Here is a 16,260-nt window from a genome sequence, read left to right as displayed (position 1 = left end):
ATTTTGATTTGGATTGGAAGCCTTTTGCTTTCGGTTGCAGAGATTTGGATTGGAAGCCGGCTGCTTTGGGGGTGGTCTGGGCTGCTCCACTGGCACGAGCGACAGCGGCAGCAGGTGGATTGCCTGAGGATGGGGACGAATGAGGAGATAGATGAGCGGGAGATAAATTGGCGGTTTCCGGTGCGGCTGCCCGATCTGGCTTTGGCTCAACGGCCAGAAATTTACGGTTGCGTTCACGTAATTGGGCAAACGCTGGGAATGGACCGCTTCGGCTTATCTTCCTTACCCCGGTTTTAGTAAAGCAGCCGGGGCTGTCGGTGAATATAATGGCAAGTTCATGATAAACCAAATGGTGCTACGCGGTGCTTCTATCGCAACCCCGCAAGGACATAGCCGACCAACTTATCGTAACTTTTTTCATCCGCATCTGCGTTGGCAGTTCACGGGTATTCGTCTTGTTAAATAAGCTTGTATAGTTGAAATCCATGCGCTAAACATTCGGCAACCGAGCCTACCATAATATTTCCTATGATCTCTCATCAGACTCCAGAGCTCACAGAATTTGCCGAGGACGTTCTCGCTGGACTATCTGCCACCCCAAAGCGGCTGTCTTCACGATATTTTTATGACGATGAAGGATCTAGGCTTTTCATGGAAATAATGAAGCTCCCTGAATATTATCCGACTCGGGCTGAGATGAAGATATTTGAAGAGCAAAAAGAAGGAATTCTTAAGGCCTTTACTGATGGCGCTGATGGCCTTGACCTTATTGAACTTGGTGCCGGAGATGGAGCCAAGACTGCGGTCCTTATCGAGTATTTTCTAAAGGCCCAAGTTGATCTTACCTATTGCCCGATCGATATTTCACAAGAAGCCAATGACGCACTCAAGGCGCGGTTCGAAACTCTCTTTCCTGACCTAACCATAACACCGCATACGGGCGACTATTTCAATGTTCTGAGTTCATTAAAGAATACCAGCTCTCGCCGTAAGGTATTGATGTTCCTTGGTTCCAACATAGGTAACTTTCAGCAGGAAAAGGCTCTTGAATTCTTCCGCAGCCTTCGTAGCGTAATGAATGATAACGATCGGCTATTTGTTGGTTTTGATATGCAAAAGGATCCGCGGGTCATCATCGCCGCATATGATGATAAACAGGGGGTTACAGCCGCTTTCAACCTAAATCTCCTGACCCGAATAAATCGCGAGCTCGGTGGGGATTTCGACATCTCAAAATTTTCCCATTACGCACAATACCGCCCGGTCGAGTGCGCCGCCCGCAGTTTTCTTATAAGCCGCGAGAAGCAGACCGTCAATATCGCGGCCCTTGGTCGATCATTCGAATTCGATCAATGGGAAGCGATCTTTATGGAGATCTCCCAAAAATACACAGCAGCAATGATCGAAGAACTCGCCACTAAAAGCGGTTTTCTCATCGAAACCGAGTTTCTCAACAATGAGGATTTCTATACTAATGCGTTATGGAAACCTCTCTGATTTGCGCTTGTCTCATAAAATTTTGCACACCTACGCAATTTTGATTTCTGTTAGCGTCTATCCATCGAATAATTAGGTCCCCCGATCGACCGTGGATCGTTTTGCGATCGGGACTACCTATTTAGTTTAGTAAATGGAGTCGTAAAGTGTCCCTAATAAAGGAATGCGCTGCCTTTGCAAGTCAGGGAACTTACGCCCCCTCCACCTTTCCACTCAGCGCATTTAACGGAGGTTAAGATGTTTGACATAGACATATCCAGAATAAAAGGAAATAGGTTTCTTGAGCTCATCTGGGCGTTTCCTTGTCCCCAAAAGATACTCATGGTTACGGATGGCTCGCTGGATTTTGGAACCGGTGGGTTCGGACTTTCTGAATTCGTTTCGATCATACAATCTGCAGGACATACCGTCTCAACCGCTCATCGAAGTGGTGTTGGCCCGGTAACAATTCCGGGTAATTTCACTTTTTCATCCAATGTTAATACCAACAACTTTGATCAGATCTGGCTATTTGGTTTCAGCACTGCAGCCCTTGCCGATTCTGAAAAGAATCGTATCGCCCAATTTATGCAAAGTGGTGGGGGAGTCTTTGCAACAGGTGATCACAGCACGATCGGTGCTGGAATGGGAGCCAATATTCCGCGCGTCCGTTTTATGCGAAACTGGTCATCGATCCCAATGGCAACCCCTGAGCGGCTAGATACAGTGCTTGAATCCGGACCAGATAATCTTAAGCAATTCCAGGATCAATCAGATGCGATCCCACAACGGATCTATCCGGTATTTTTTTCAAACGGAGGTTCGGACTTTGCCGCCTCTACGTGGAGTGTGCATCCGATCTTAAGACATCCCTCCGGTGCGGTCGATTACCTGCCTGATCATCCGCACGAAAGCGAATGTCTTGCCCCAACCCCTGTTGCAGGTACATTTGCAGGAGTAGAGGAGTGGCCATCACCTACCAGCGGGGGTGGACGTATTGCTCCGCAGGTCGCAGCTGTTTCCATTTCTGCCGGACGTTTCATCAATAGCGGGGCACCAACAGCAACCGGAACGAAACCTCCTGTGAAGCCAAGGTGTTTCGGCGCGATATCGGTTTATGATGGGGACATGGCAAATGTTGGAAGAATAGTTTGTGATGCAACTTGGCACCATTTTGTGAATATAAACCTTAATGGATCAGGAGCCGGACTTGACCCGACAACCATGACCCCTCGCAGAGGTTTGTACAGCGGCACACCTCTAACCCCAACACCAGAATATGAGAAAATAAAAACTTATTTTCGTAATACCGCACGCTGGCTTGCTCCGAGAAACAGACGTCGTTGCTGGCCATTTGTGGTTCTTTCCACTATCAGATTTGATTTTGAGATGCTTGAACTGAGATTACCCGAACCCCATCCTTGTCCCTGGGATATCCTGGTAAGCATAGGCTCTGTTGCCGAAGACACAGCAAATCGTCTTTTCGGTCCGGGAACAATGGAAGAAATGGTTGATGAAATGCTTTTTTCTAGCAGATCAGCAGCATCTCTTGCCAACCACTTAAGAGCATTCCGGAAAGAACTCAATGGAGAAGTTGTTCGAGGAAGCGAGCGATCTCTCCTTCCAGTGCAAAATATTAGACGGGTGATATTTGGATCGGTCATTAATGTGATTGCATCAAAATTGCCTGATGACCAAAAAAAGGGGGAGCGATTACTCAAAAAGGGTCATGATAAACTGGCAACTGAGGTTATCGATGAGGGAATACGAGAAGCTGAAAAAGCTATTGATGTATTTCTGGAAGATGCCCTTAAACAAACAGCCACGATGGCAAAGGCATTTCGGTCCAGAAAATAAACCGTAAATTTTTCACCATCTGAAACTTACACAATAGAGCCGGGAACGGTATGTTTTCGGCTCTGCTCTACGAGACGCCTAGTTACCGGCCCCGAATCTGGGAATTCGGATATTTGTAACCCCACCAAGTTCATTTAGATTTTTTCTTAATACTGAAAAAAGGCCTTCGGTTTCCAGATATTCTCTGCCGAGAAGTTTACGGAACCGCTTTTCGGTCGTCTCGCCGCTTAGTTCTTTCAAGAATGCTCGATAGAAGGCCGAAACTATCTCCGGTGCGAATTGCTTCCCGGCGTTCCGATTCAGATCCTCAAAGATCTCACCGGCCGGGCGGCGGCGTTTGTATTCGTCCTGAAACTCGAATTCGTCTGCACGCACAACACCTTTCTCTGCTGACTTCTGGCGGATCATCTGGCGGAAATCGGAAGGCACAATGTATTCTTCACTCAAACCGACTGAACGAGCGACAACGAATCTGCCTTTGGCTTTCGAATCTTCCATAAAGATGGCGACCTTTTCCACATCAAGTACTTGGATCAGCCGCTCAGTAAGCGAATCAAGCAGTGGGGTCATCGCAGTTGTTGCTGACAAGGTTTTGCCAAAGTCCAGAAGACCGCGACGAAGATCATATCGCTCGCCATAAAACATTCGATTGGCCCTTTCCTGCAAGAAGTTCTTGAGCGGTTCGCTTAAAAGCACGATCACAGCCATAGCGACGACCGCTATCAGAACTCTCAGAGTTATCTCAGTGCCCGAAAGATCTCCATCGATCCTTACAAGGAAAACAAGCCCAAGCGCTACAGCGCCGATCATCAATGCGACTGCCACCGTGGTCATAGCAAAGACTGCCGCTCGCTTGACGACCACATCAACATCCATTAGGCGGTATCTGACAACTGAATGCCCAAAGCTAAGTGGGATCAGAGCCAGCGGCAGAGTCGTCAAGGCTACAATAAGAGTATCCTCGGGAAGATAAATGAACCTGATGGCTGTCTGGTAAGCAATTATCGGCAGGACCGAGACGATTGTTCCCCACATCGCCCATTTCAGCCTCTGCCGAACAATGGCCTGTCTATTGGTCAAGAACCGCCACACGAGAATTCCCGAGCCGATGCCGACACCTACAACAAAATGAATGAGGATCGCGAGGCTGAATCGCGGCCAGAACTTGTAGGCGGCGGTAGTTTCACCTAGAAAGTTTGAAAAACCACTGTGTGGCACAAGCGGAAGCAGCGTTGCCGCAAGCGAGGCGAGCGTTAGAAGCGTGGCCGGGACATAGATCAACAATGTACGCCAGCGTTTTTCTCCAAACACATCACTCCTGACCGGATACCGCAAACAAAAATGGACAAAAAGCGGGACAAAGAAAGCGAAAGCGGCGTCGTCCAGTATCTGAACAACAAGGTCAAAATCCTGTCCGGCATGCACCGGCCGATAAAGATGAAAAACAAACGCTGCCAGACACAGAGAGGCAAAATGCAGAACGAACGGCGAACGGCTTCCTTGTTTGAACAACACAAAAAGGCCGATTGCGAGCCAGACAATGCCTACGAATGACAGAAATACGATCGAAGGCGTCCAACGAGGAAAAGGATCAAGGTTAGTAAGGTCAGCAAAATAACGATTATCAGAGAAGGAATACGCTCGCTTTTCGAAGTAGTAAGTAAGATTGCCGCCGACACCTGCCGCTTCCAGATACATTGGAATGTCCCGCGTCGATATAACCTCATCCGCCTGAACACCATCAATGCTTATTGACAAAAGCCTGTCGCCCTGAGAAATACCGGCTCGCGACGCAGCGTAGCCGGGCAGAACCTTCTCCGCATAGATTCCGTCAGCTCGTTGTACCCAAAGAACACCGTCTGTTGGCGGCATCGTACCGCTTGCGCGCTGGGAAAGGTTCAGCGCTCCTCCCACAACGAGAAGGACTGCGATCAATAGCCAGATCAGGCTCCAACTTGTAAGGACCTTACCGGTCATTGCTTAGGGCGAATTTGGCCAAACCTTCAGAAAGGCAAACCGTGTTCCATCATTACGGACGCTCGATAAGCCACAAGGCCTAGATTAACTGCATAACGCTCAATAGTTTACAAAATTTGGCTTCGGATCCTGTATGATCTGAATTCAAAATTTTGTTGAATAATCCGATTTTTCGTATAGAAAATCGCGGCTTAGAAACGCTCCAAGCCGCGACCTTGATTGATATATCGATATACCGGAAGGATCGAAAAGCCTAAAACCTAACAAGGATGCTTCCCTTTACGCTCCGGCGGAAATGGCTCAAGCGAAGGCCGCCCTCTTCGTTGGTGACCCCGATCGTAGAATCGAGCAAGTTTCGCGCGTCAAGGATCGCCTCTGCTCTCAAGGGCAAACCAAGTGTCGGCAAGCTTTGTGTTACCAAGACGCTGAGCCCCGGATCGTATATCGCCAAGCGCCCTTGAAACGGATCGATCGCAAAAACGGTCGCCTGTGGAGAGAAGCGGAAGACGGTGCGTATGCTTGTGCCGGAGACAAGGTCCACGTCAAAACGGCCAAACACCGTGTGAAACAAATCGCTTTCGAAAAGGCTTTCAGGTGAAGATATCGCTTGATCTGAGACACGCTGGCCGTTGCCGAAGCTGTATCCAGCACCCGTGCTGAATAGTCCATTTAACCGTCGTGAATAAACAACTCTTATGCCTTGGCTTTCTCCCTGCTGGTTTCCGGTGAAGTCTTTTACGGCTGAGTTCTGACCAGCCGATCCGATAGCCGAAAACGCGACGCCGCGAGCAAAGGTCGTATCAAAAAATGCGTTTAATTCAACACTTGAGCGGTTATCGATCACACGCTCAACGCCAAATTCAAGTCGATTGCTTCTGTTCAGAACGGGCTCGCCATTCTCTACCGCCACATCAGCGATCGAAGCGGGCTCTCTGAAAAAGACCTGAGCATCTTCTAATTCTATTGCGTGTGACCAGGATCGGTTCTCGGTTGTTGAGGTAAACGCTGAACGTAGCCGCGTCTTAGGACCGAGGTCATATTGAAATCCGATGCGCGGATTGAGTGAGAAAGAATCTCCTGCACCGATCAGTCTTGAATAATCCAGACCATAAACCAAGACTATGCCCTCACGGACACGCCATTCGTCAGTCGCCTGAAATGAGAGTTGGCCAAGTGTCTCGGAATTATTGCCTTGAATAAAACGTCCGATCTTCCCGTAAGCTGCTCGAAGCCGGATGCGGTGATCCGGACCTGGGCGAAGGTCAAATTGTCCTTCAAGCCTTAAAGGTGCATTTCTTCCGATGCCGGTCTGTGCGGCCAGGACAACGTTAATATTATTATTGACGGCAAATTTTGTGGCATAGTTCAAACCGGCGTATGGCCCTTCAGGTGTAGACACGACGAAGGTTTCCGCAACGGACATCACGGAATCTTTTCTCTGGCCCGAACGTGGCTCCGCCGGTTCGATCACATCTTCGACGCCTGGTTCACCAACCGACCGATCCAAGTCGCCTTCGACGTTCTGATAGATCGACCGAGCCAAGGCTCCTGCACGAACATTCCATTTTGGATTATTACGGTCAGAGCGTTTCTCAGGAAGCGTGTTTCCGCCGCCCGCACGTTCTAATCGGAATCCGTAATTCGCAAGAGAAGCCCGATCAAGCTCGACCTCAGCGAGCCGTACTGGATTATAACCTTCAGCAACAGCAAGGATCGTGTATTTTCCTGGAAGGATCTTTGCTACGAATGAACCGTCCGTTGCGGAACGAACCTGTTTCAAAAGCCGTGAAGTGCCAACCCGAAAGACAGAGCAAACAGGTTGTAGTAGTTGTTGAAGAAGACATGCAGCCCCATCTCGATGTGGTTCCCATCTGCATCAACCCAGCTTCCTACTTTGCCGCCCACAAATGAACGAGTCTCGTAAATTTCAACCGCATGTCCTGCGTCTGCCAGTTCTACAGCCGCACCCAATCCTGCCAATCCTGCCCCAACGATCGCAACGCGCATGTCCAAACCCAATTCTAAAAAACCTTTACATATTTTAAAGGAATGAGGGATATAAAATGACTCTACCCTGGAGTTCACTAAATCTAGCTATGCTGGTTAATTAGGGTGCAGTAGGACAAGTCACATCCGGTAGCTGGGTATCTTGACGTTGAAGCTTCGAAGTTTAAGCAATGCAGTTTAGCAGCGCCGCAAAACGACCTCGCTTCACTAAAATTGCTAGTTTCGCAATTACTGTCTGTAGGCTCTACATTTTCTGGCAACTCTCACATCATTCTATGACCGCAACTAGTCTTGGTTGGCAACATCACTTTATTGAAACGAACAACATTCGCTTGCACTGCGTAACTCAGGGGGAAGGCGAACTGGTTGTGCTTTTGCATGGCTTTCCTGAGTTTTGGTATTCCTGGCGTCATCAAATTCCGGCCTTGGCAAAGCACTTTAAAGTCGTGGTGCCTGATTTGCGGGGCTATAACGACTCTGATAAACCTGCAACTGGCTACGACCTAGATACCCTCAGCGGTGATATTCGCGGTTTAATCGAACGCCTTGGCTATACTCAGGCCCATATTGTTGGGCACGATTGGGGCGGTACCATTGCTTGGCACCTCGCTCACAAATTTCCCCATCTGCTCGATCGCCTTGTCATCCTCAATGCTCCCCATCCGCAGCAGTTGATGCAGGAGATGATCGGCAACGTGGATCAGTTGCGCCGCAGCTGGTATTTACTGGCCTTGCAAGTTCCTGCGCTGCCTGAGTGGTTGATTCGCCAAAATCTGCCGGGTATCGTCAAAGGTTTGTTTCAGGGGCAGGCTATCCGTAAAGGCGCGTTTACCACCAAAGATACGGAGATTTACCAGGCAGCATTAGAAAAACCCGGTGTCCTATCGGCAGTGCTGAATTATTACCGCCAGTTCCTTTCACCTCAAACCTGGTTGGCTAATTGGGGGCACTCGCCCACGCCGATTACCGTTCCCACTTTAGTGCTTTGGGGCGAAGAGGACTTTCTTTTTAGCCAAAAATTAACCGAGCGCATGGACCGGCTGGTCTCTGCTTCCTTCAATCTCAAGCTTTTGCGTCACTGCGGCCATTGGATCCAACAGGAAGTGCCCCAAACCGTCAACCGGGAATTATTAGATTTCTTTAAGTCCTAGTAGTTAGGTCTCTCCGAAATTTCCCGTAATTTTGCGGTTATTTTGCTTAAGTGGACACCCTAAGCTGGGATTTGGAAAATTATGTTGGTTAGGAAGACTGCCACAATGGCTGCGTGTTCCTGTCGATCAGTTGATGCTATCAGAGGCCAATCCAGCATTTGCCAAGGTTGACATCAAAAGGCCAAAACTCGATCGATTGTAGGCTGGGCATTAAGTACGCCCACTTCAGACCTCGTATTTTCCTAGATCCACCCTCAGTAGATTCACGAGCAGGGCGCACATCGTCCTAATACTGGTTAGATTACTGGCTAGTTGGCATTAGGCAATTAGCTTTTAGGCAAACAGTTTTTAGACAAAAACGTCTTTACGTTGCGCGTTGCTCTAGACACCAGTTGCTCTAAAGGCTGATGGCTCTAAATAATCGATGATCTCGTCACTGTGGAGGTATTCTACCTGCTAGAGACCATTCAAAAGTTCTACCGAATTCACAACTTGCACACAACCTGCACACAGTCTTTTGGCAGCATCTATCTTCTCACTCCGTCGGAAACAATCTAGGACTGTCTTGGTATGGCAAATCGAAATGAATTGGCAGCATACACTTCCTCCCTGGTCAATATGAGCGAGTACGCAGAACTTCAAGAGCGCTTGAAGTTGTACCAGGTATTTCAAAAGCTCTATGAACATCACCGTGGGCTGCTGGATGAGATTTTGGATCTGGAAAACTCAAGCAGCACCTCAGTAGGTATGACTTCGGCCTATGTGCAAGGGTTTATGTCTGACGAACAGGGATACCTGGTGACCAATCTGATGCAGGGTAAAACGCAGGCTTTGATGCAACCTCAGCAGACCTGGATTATCGGACGGGATCCGCGTCGTTCGTTTATCTCGATTCAAGACATCCGGCTCTCCCGTTGCCATGCTGCCATCAGGTATGTGCCGCATCAAGGCTTTTACCTAATTGATTTGGGCAGCCGCAACCATTCCTTTGTCAACGGTGAACTAGTTCGCCAGGTATTGCTTAGGGATGGAGACCAGGTGCGACTAGGCAGTGTGGCCTTCACCTTCTTCCTCTGCCAATCCACGAAAACCCTGGAACCACTACCGTCGGAAGTTGTCAGTCGCCTTGCCCACCATCAGGCTGCAGCCCAAGCAACTGCTTCTGAAGTAGGCATCGCAGTGCAGGTCGTGAGCGAACAGGCCGAAGATGTGGAAGAAGACAGTATTCCAACTTTAGACCTATACCATGAAACCTCGGGCTTTTTGCGTTTAGGTGACTCGGAATAGCTCTTATTTTGATACGACTAAAGACTTCTATCGTTCATCCCTGACACCTGCTACAATAGCGTGGTCGTTCGTTGATGTATAGTTTTTTAGTCTTTGAGTCAATCTGTAGATCTGCCTAAAGTCGATGAGTTTTTGCAGGAGCTAGCAGCGATTCAGCAAACTGGATCTAAGCGCATTGCTCTGCTAGGATCTCGTCACGTCCCTATCACCCATCAGCATTTGATCGAGCTAATGAGCTACGCCTTGGTGCTGTCGGGCAATCATCTTTTAACCTCTGGTGCAACAGGAACCAATTCTGCCGCCATCCGAGGTGCTATGCGGGCTGATCCAAACCTATTAACGGTGATCTTGCCCCAGAGTTTAGAGCGTCAGCCGAGAGAATCACGCGAGCAGCTTGAACAGGTGATCCATTTAGTGGAGAACCCAGAAAACGATCATTTATCGCTTGCTGAAGCCAGCGCTATTTGTAACCAGGAGATTATCTCTCGCTGTCAACAGCTCATTTGCTTCGCGTTCCACGATAGCCAAACGCTACTGAAGACCTGTCAAGATGCGGAGGAGCAGCGCAAAGTTGTAACGCTGTTTTATTTCGATTAACTATGATTGTTGTTCGTGGCTTTCTAGCCCCTCCTTATGCAGCTTCCAACTTCTGCTCTCCTACTCTATGGTATTGTTGCAGCAGCCGTACTAATTTATGTGCCTTTTCCCGTGGTAGCCTATGGGCGAGTTAAGGCGGGCTATGACATTGCTGCTCCGCGAGCTTTGTTTGACAAGCTGCCGGCCTATGCCCAACGAGCAACATGGCTGTCGGCTGATGAAGTTTACACTCTAGTCAAAGTTTTGCCAGAATTTAGTCAAAAATTACGGCTAGAAGTCTATGCAGGCATTGTGCAGGACTTATTAGAACAAAATCTGACCGACGTTTCAGGTAGCCTCGACTTCTGTAGAAAGCTGCGCCAGGAGCTACAGGTTAAAGATGCCGACCACTTCACAGCCATTGAAGCAATCGCGGCATCTCATCCAGAAGTTTTAATTTCAGCCTATGCCCGGCAATCACCCGCTCAAGTTCATGACGCTAAAACACTAGCCATTACAGCAGCCAAACAGGTCGATGCCCAAGTTTCTCACCCAACCACAGCCCATTCTAAGCCATCACCAAACACGCGGAAACGGCGCAATTAAACCACAACTGAACAAAGAGCCGACGGTATATCCCACAAGACGCTTTCATTGGAGGAGCAAACCACCATGCTGAAGATCCGCTCAGTCAACTTTGAACAGAAGGATTTCCAGATCCACACTCTGGACCAGTGTTATCTTGGACAAGTAGAATGGATTATTGGACGTAATATCACATCTGACCTAGTTTTGGTTAACCCTGAAGTCAGTCGTTTACACGGCAGGATATCCTACCAAGACGATATCTATTACTTCACAGATATGGGTAGCACATGCGGTTCCATACTCAACGGCGAGAAAGTTCTTGTGGATGAGAAGTATCCACTGAAGCTAGGTGATCTGTTACAGATTGGAGATGTATTTCTCCATATCGAAGAGTTATCACCTCCATTTCTCGCACCTGCTGAGTTAGAACCAGTTCCTCAGATTATTGTGCTGCCGCAGGAACACCATTGGACTAGTGAAGATCTGACTGTGCGATGCTGTCGGATTGTTGACGAAACGCCAGATATTAAATCCTTTTACTTTCTGGCAGACCCACCGATTCTGTTCAACTACAAGCCTGGACAGTTTGTCAATTTAGAAGCCAAAATCAATGGTAAGGCGGTTATTCGCTCTTACTCCATTTCCACTTCCCCAACTCGGCCCTATTACTTAGGACTAACGGTGAAGCGAGTTTCTCATCCAGCCGAGCGTCCTGATTTACCAGTTGGGTTTGTTTCCAATTGGTTCCATGACTCCTTTGGGGTGGGGGATTCGCTCAAGCTAATTGGTGGAGCAACCGGTCAATTCACCTGCTTTCCAGAACTACACCCTAAACTGCTGTTGATTTCGGGTGGCAGCGGCATTGCTCCTATGATGTCGATGGCCAGATGGATTCATGATGCCATGGTAGACTGCGATGTTGTGTTTCTGTACAGCGCCCAGACTCCAGAAAACATTCCGTTTCGGGCAGAACTGGAAACAATGGCGGCCCAAATGCCGAATTTTCATCTGGCAGTCACCATCACTCGTCCTAATAGCCGCAATCCCTGGATGGGACTAACAGGACGGATTTCAAAAGCAATGCTGCATTTGGTTGTGCCTGATCTGCTGGAGAGATTTGTCTATAGTTGTGGCTCAGAACCATTCACTCAAAATATCAAAGAGATTCTAGAATCCATCAACTTCCCTATGAAAAACTATCGGGAAGAAAGCTTCGGTGGTGGATTGCTAAACCCAGAGGCCAGTAAAGTTAGCACAGATGGCTTTAGAGATAAAGCGCTAGAGAAGTTCACCATGATGCGCCCTCAAGCAGTTGATAATTCCGCTGTACATTTCTCACAGTCAAACAAAAAGGTGGCAATAGACGGTCATACTTCAATTCTAGAATTAGCAGAACAAGTCGGAGTTGATATTCGCCACCATTGCCGGATGGGAGCCTGTGGTGTTTGTAAAGTGTTCACCTGTAAAGGCGAGGTTCGATATGACTTACAGCCCACAGCCCTTTCCCAAGCGGATCAAGAAGCGGGTTATGCTTTGGCGTGCATTGCTTGCCCTGTAGAAGGTTTAACCGTTGAAGCATAAGCAATTCAGCAGACAGAGAAGGGAACAGGAGATCCGTTCCCTCTCCTTTTGGGCTACTGTCTATACACAAGTCCTCTCAGCCCCCTTTTCTGGGGTTGCGATACCTCAGCCAGAATTTGTGTATACACCGTAGCTCATTTGGGAAGAGGGCTGGGGTGAGGGCAGCAATGCCACTCTTCTTCCGTAATCACCTCAATCAAAAATTAATTAGAACCAAAATTCTTTCAAGTTAGTTCCAAATATTTGAATTATCTAGTAAGATAGAGTTATGCAGCAGAGATAGAAACGGTAAAATCTAAGAGAACTTTAGAAATACGCTGCACAAAGATACAACGACTGTCTTTCTACCGACTTTCTCGCGCTCTCTAGACAATCTCGACCATGTTTCCAATATCATCTGGTTGGCGAGAGCTTAGCTAGGAAACCTCCAGACTCGCACTATTCACCTGAGAATATGTCAGACGTTCGAGCTAAAGTTTATCCAATGGTGCAAAAGCAATGTACACCAACTCACAAAACTCCCCAAAGCAGAATCCTCGAGAACAAATTAAACAAGAGCTACGGCAAAGAATCCAGGCTGCACTACAATCTGCAAAAGAGCTACCTCCTGAAGCGTGTTTCAATCTGATTAAAGCAGAACTTTTAGCTCTACAGCGCCGCTGTCAGCAGGTAGGAAAGGTATTCATAGTCGTTGAAGAAACAATTACATGCGATCAATATGATCTAGGAGGCAACCATGAAGATATGGCAACTCTATTTCGAGGACCCGATGAAAATGCGTCTGTTGCGATTTGCGTTACTGATCAAGGTTCCTTAGCCTATCGAAATAGCACTCCTTGGATGACTTACAAAAATCAAGGCGATATTTGTCCCACAAACGGAGTTAACAGAGAATTGCCTGTCGAATCATCTATCTATTCATCTATGAGAACTTTTACAAAAATGGGGGTGTAGGGGGCTGCACCCTCAGATGGGGGAGAAATCCCCCACCCCTCAATTCTGTTTCAGCCAACCATGTTTGGAGAAATTCTAATGGCTAAACTTCACTATCGCTGGCATAGACTAACCGAGTGGCCGAGCGCTGTTCAAACAGCAGATACTCTTCCATCACACTCCAGAAAAATGCCCGTAAGGTTTTCCGCCTCGCCTCTTCTGGAATGCTGTAGTTAAACGAAGAATCACAGGGTTTCAGCTTTGCTAAATGATTTTCGCAACCGCAGCCATGTTCAATAAAATATCCATGACGGCTAGATACGCTATCAATCAATCGACGCAGCATCGAAACATAGCCACCATGCAAAATTGCATCAAACTGTCTGGCTACTGCTAGATCCTGTTCACTAAAGCGGAACGAACGCACTTCGAACAGATTTGCCCGTTGTAAAGGATGTAGAAATGTCCAATAGAATGTAGCAGGTACGTCATAGCCTAACTGTTCAAACAAATCATCAACTATATCAACAAGTGCGATTCGCTCGGAATGCTGGTGATGCGGTTGCACCCCGGCACCGAGTCCGGCGCCGCCGCCTTCGTTTTGTGCCGCGTCGCGTAGGGCATCTGCCGCCTGGAATTGTGCGTATGTCTGAACGTTGCCAAGAGCCCCCATCGAGGCACGCTTGTCCATTGCGGCTTCGACTTCGGGCGGAAGGCTTACATTCTCAACATAGAACTTCGTTACTTCTAAGCCATAGCTTGAAAAATCGACATTGATCTTTTGGCGGATCGCGTCGCCGAGCTCCTTATACTGAGCGGCAAGATCAAGAGCAGGGATCTTCATTTCGCCAAGCGCGTCGGAAAACTCCGTTACGATCGCACGCTTCAATTGAGTATCGATATCTTCAGTCTGAAAATGAGCATTCGTTCCTGCTACCTCGCGTATGAATGCCGAAGGATCCGCGACACGCATACTGTATGCACCAAATGCCCGCAAACGGACGATACCGAAATCGTTATCACGAAGCATTATCGGATTTGACGTGCCCCACTTCATATCTGTAAATTGCTTGGTGTTAACGAAATAGACCTCAGCCTTGATAGGCGAATTGAATCCATATTTCCAAGCCCCAAGCTTTGACAAGATCGGAGTGTTCCCGCCCTCTACGGTGTATCGGCCGGGTGTGAAGACATCAGCCACCTGACCTTCAAAAACAAAGACCGCGGCCTGCGATTCGCGTACGATAAGCTGAGCTCCGTTCTTGATCTCCTGCTGATAGACCGGAAACCGGTAAAGCAGGGTGTTTTGCGATTCATCCAACCATTCGATGACCTCAATGAATTGGTTCATCGCGGCTTCCTTGATCTTGTCCATTATGCTCATTTATTCAAATCCTCACTGTAATTAGCTAACGATAAAATACCATATAAAGTTGCCATAAACGGAAATGAATTGCGGTTTTAGGTGAATGGGTGTATAAATCCAATTGACTGAAAAGTTGCATAGATGATACGTTGTATCAAGCTCAATTATTTATTAAGATCAAAGCCAATGATCGACTTGAGAACAAAGTTAGAAATATTAGCAGATGCGGCAAAGTATGACGTCTCGTGTGCGTCAAGCGGATCGTATCGTAAACGCAAGGAAAAGGGTACCGGAAACACTGAGGGCATGGGAATCTGTCACAGCTATACGCCGGATGGTCGCTGTATCTCACTGTTGAAATTGCTGCTGACTAATATCTGTATATGGGATTGCTCTTATTGCGTTAACAGACGCTCGTCTGATATCAGACGAGCAAGGTTCAGACCGCAAGAGATCGTCGATCTGACGATAAATTTTTACAAGCGAAATTATATTGAAGGACTTTTTTTAAGCTCAGGTATTATCCGCAATGCAGATCATACTATGGAATTGCTGATCGAAGTGGCAAGAAAGCTTCGCGAAGAAGAAAATTTCGGCGGATATATACACTTAAAAGCAGCGCCTGGAGCCTCAGCTGAACTGTTGCAACAAGCAGGTATTTACGCTGATAGGTTGAGTGCGAATATCGAAATGCCGCTACAATCAGACCTCGATATGCTGGCTCCCGACAAGACACTTGTCGAGACAGAGCGCACGATGAAGACGATCAGGCATAAGATCGACGAATCCAGGGACGCGGCAAAACATCAGAAACATTCATCTCCTTTTGTTCCTGGTGGCCAATCGACACAGATCGTCGTTGGAGCTACGGCCACAAAGGACAGCTCCATATTGATTAAAGCTGAATCGCTATACAGGGAATACCGTCTGCGGCGAGTTTACTATTCTGCATTCTCGCCTGCTCATTTTACAGATCCGCAATTATCGAAAACGCTTGTTCCTACAATACGCGAACATCGGCTATACGAAGCCGATTGGTTGGTTCGTCACTATGGATTTTCTGCAGACGAGATCATTGCAACACTGGACGATGGAAATTTAGACCTTGAAAAAGATCCGAAGCTTGCATGGGCATTGAAACATCGCGAGATGTTTCCTGTTGATGTCAACCGGGCCTCACGCTCGATGATGTTACGCGTGCCGGGAATTGGCGTAAAAAATGTCGATCGCATAATCAAGATGCGGCGTCACAGACAAGTGCGGTTCGAAGATCTGGTGCGACTGCGAATAAGTATGAATCGAGCGAAATGGTTTATCAAAACCGCCGACCACAATGCGTTTGTTCTCGAACTGGATAGCGAGCGGCTGGAGACGCAATTTGAGGCAAAGCATCCTAATCATCAGCTTTCATTATTCGATCTGACGCCGTCGCCGTTGACTGTCATCGCCGGGGAGATTTAG

General features: G+C 47.8%; 15 protein-coding genes. 11 read left to right on the top strand and 4 right to left on the bottom strand.

Translation table 11 applies throughout. From position 1 onward, the window contains the following. Nucleotides 1-24: 24 nt before the first annotated feature. The 4 genes from JVX88_RS14785 to JVX88_RS14770 all read left to right on the top strand — a co-directional run bounded on the left by JVX88_RS14785 (nucleotide 25) and on the right by JVX88_RS14770 (nucleotide 3,333). Nucleotides 25-297 carry a hypothetical protein gene (locus JVX88_RS14785; protein ID WP_211629138.1) on the top strand — a complete coding sequence of 91 codons (273 nt, stop codon included), beginning with the start codon at nucleotides 25-27 and terminating at the stop codon, nucleotides 295-297. After that, entirely contained in the window at nucleotides 242-466 is a 225-nt protein-coding gene (locus JVX88_RS14780) for an SUMF1/EgtB/PvdO family nonheme iron enzyme (RefSeq protein ID WP_211628081.1), read from the top strand. The genes JVX88_RS14785 and JVX88_RS14780 overlap by 56 nt, the downstream gene beginning before the upstream one ends. 62 nt (nucleotides 467-528) lie before the next feature. Further along, a complete protein-coding gene (gene egtD / locus JVX88_RS14775) occupies nucleotides 529-1,497 on the top strand; it encodes an L-histidine N(alpha)-methyltransferase (RefSeq protein ID WP_211628080.1) in 969 nt (322 codons plus the stop codon). A gap of 237 nt (nucleotides 1,498-1,734) precedes the next feature. Then, the gene (locus JVX88_RS14770) at nucleotides 1,735-3,333 is read left to right on the top strand and encodes a hypothetical protein (RefSeq protein ID WP_211628079.1); all 1,599 of its coding nucleotides are present in this window, start codon (nucleotides 1,735-1,737) and stop codon (nucleotides 3,331-3,333) included. Nucleotides 3,334-3,411: 78 nt separating this feature from the next. Here the strand turns inward: JVX88_RS14770 and JVX88_RS14765 are convergent, their stop codons facing one another. The 3 genes from JVX88_RS14765 to JVX88_RS14755 form a co-directional block, all read right to left on the bottom strand. Then, complete coding sequence (locus JVX88_RS14765; RefSeq protein ID WP_211628078.1) at nucleotides 3,412-5,310, bottom strand: hypothetical protein; 1,899 nt, start codon at nucleotides 5,308-5,310, stop codon at nucleotides 3,412-3,414. A gap of 253 nt (nucleotides 5,311-5,563) precedes the next feature. Continuing rightward, the gene (locus JVX88_RS14760; protein ID WP_211628077.1) at nucleotides 5,564-7,090 is read right to left on the bottom strand and encodes a TonB-dependent receptor; all 1,527 of its coding nucleotides are present in this window, start codon (nucleotides 7,088-7,090) and stop codon (nucleotides 5,564-5,566) included. Continuing rightward, nucleotides 7,087-7,329 carry an FAD-dependent oxidoreductase gene (locus tag JVX88_RS14755; protein ID WP_317134638.1) on the bottom strand — a complete coding sequence of 81 codons (243 nt, stop codon included), beginning with the start codon at nucleotides 7,327-7,329 and terminating at the stop codon, nucleotides 7,087-7,089. The genes JVX88_RS14760 and JVX88_RS14755 overlap by 4 nt, the downstream gene beginning before the upstream one ends. Before the next feature lie 263 nt (nucleotides 7,330-7,592). On the opposite strand from JVX88_RS14755, the gene JVX88_RS14750 reads away from it, so the two are divergent. From JVX88_RS14750 to JVX88_RS14725, 6 genes are all read left to right on the top strand, one after another. Further along, nucleotides 7,593-8,468, top strand: a complete 876-nt coding sequence (locus JVX88_RS14750) for an alpha/beta fold hydrolase (protein WP_211628076.1) — start codon at nucleotides 7,593-7,595, stop codon at nucleotides 8,466-8,468. Between the two features lie 570 nt (nucleotides 8,469-9,038). Then, nucleotides 9,039-9,755 carry an FHA domain-containing protein gene (locus JVX88_RS14745; RefSeq protein WP_211628075.1) on the top strand — a complete coding sequence of 239 codons (717 nt, stop codon included), beginning with the start codon at nucleotides 9,039-9,041 and terminating at the stop codon, nucleotides 9,753-9,755. A gap of 93 nt (nucleotides 9,756-9,848) precedes the next feature. Further along, nucleotides 9,849-10,352 carry a DNA recombination-mediator protein A gene (locus tag JVX88_RS14740; protein ID WP_035997154.1) on the top strand — a complete coding sequence of 168 codons (504 nt, stop codon included), beginning with the start codon at nucleotides 9,849-9,851 and terminating at the stop codon, nucleotides 10,350-10,352. 36 nt (nucleotides 10,353-10,388) lie between these two features. Continuing rightward, nucleotides 10,389-10,937: a hypothetical protein gene (locus JVX88_RS43075; protein ID WP_211629137.1), complete on the top strand. Its 549-nt coding sequence runs from the start codon at nucleotides 10,389-10,391 to the stop codon at nucleotides 10,935-10,937. 66 nt (nucleotides 10,938-11,003) lie between these two features. Further along, a complete protein-coding gene (locus JVX88_RS14730; protein ID WP_211628074.1) occupies nucleotides 11,004-12,500 on the top strand; it encodes an FHA domain-containing protein in 1,497 nt (498 codons plus the stop codon). A gap of 498 nt (nucleotides 12,501-12,998) precedes the next feature. Beyond that, a complete protein-coding gene (locus JVX88_RS14725; RefSeq protein ID WP_211628073.1) occupies nucleotides 12,999-13,454 on the top strand; it encodes a hypothetical protein in 456 nt (151 codons plus the stop codon). A gap of 82 nt (nucleotides 13,455-13,536) precedes the next feature. Here JVX88_RS14725 and JVX88_RS14720 read toward each other — a convergent pair whose 3' ends face one another. Continuing rightward, nucleotides 13,537-14,817, bottom strand: a complete 1,281-nt coding sequence (locus JVX88_RS14720) for an SPFH domain-containing protein (RefSeq protein ID WP_211628072.1) — start codon at nucleotides 14,815-14,817, stop codon at nucleotides 13,537-13,539. 168 nt (nucleotides 14,818-14,985) lie between these two features. On the opposite strand from JVX88_RS14720, the gene JVX88_RS14715 reads away from it, so the two are divergent. Then, nucleotides 14,986-16,260, top strand: coding sequence for a putative DNA modification/repair radical SAM protein (locus tag JVX88_RS14715; protein ID WP_211628071.1), 1,275 nt, complete (start codon nucleotides 14,986-14,988; stop codon nucleotides 16,258-16,260).

This window comes from Leptolyngbya sp. 7M, assembly GCF_018128485.1.
The sequence above is the reverse complement of the archived record's forward strand: the minus strand, read 5'-3'. Positions and strand labels throughout refer to the sequence as shown.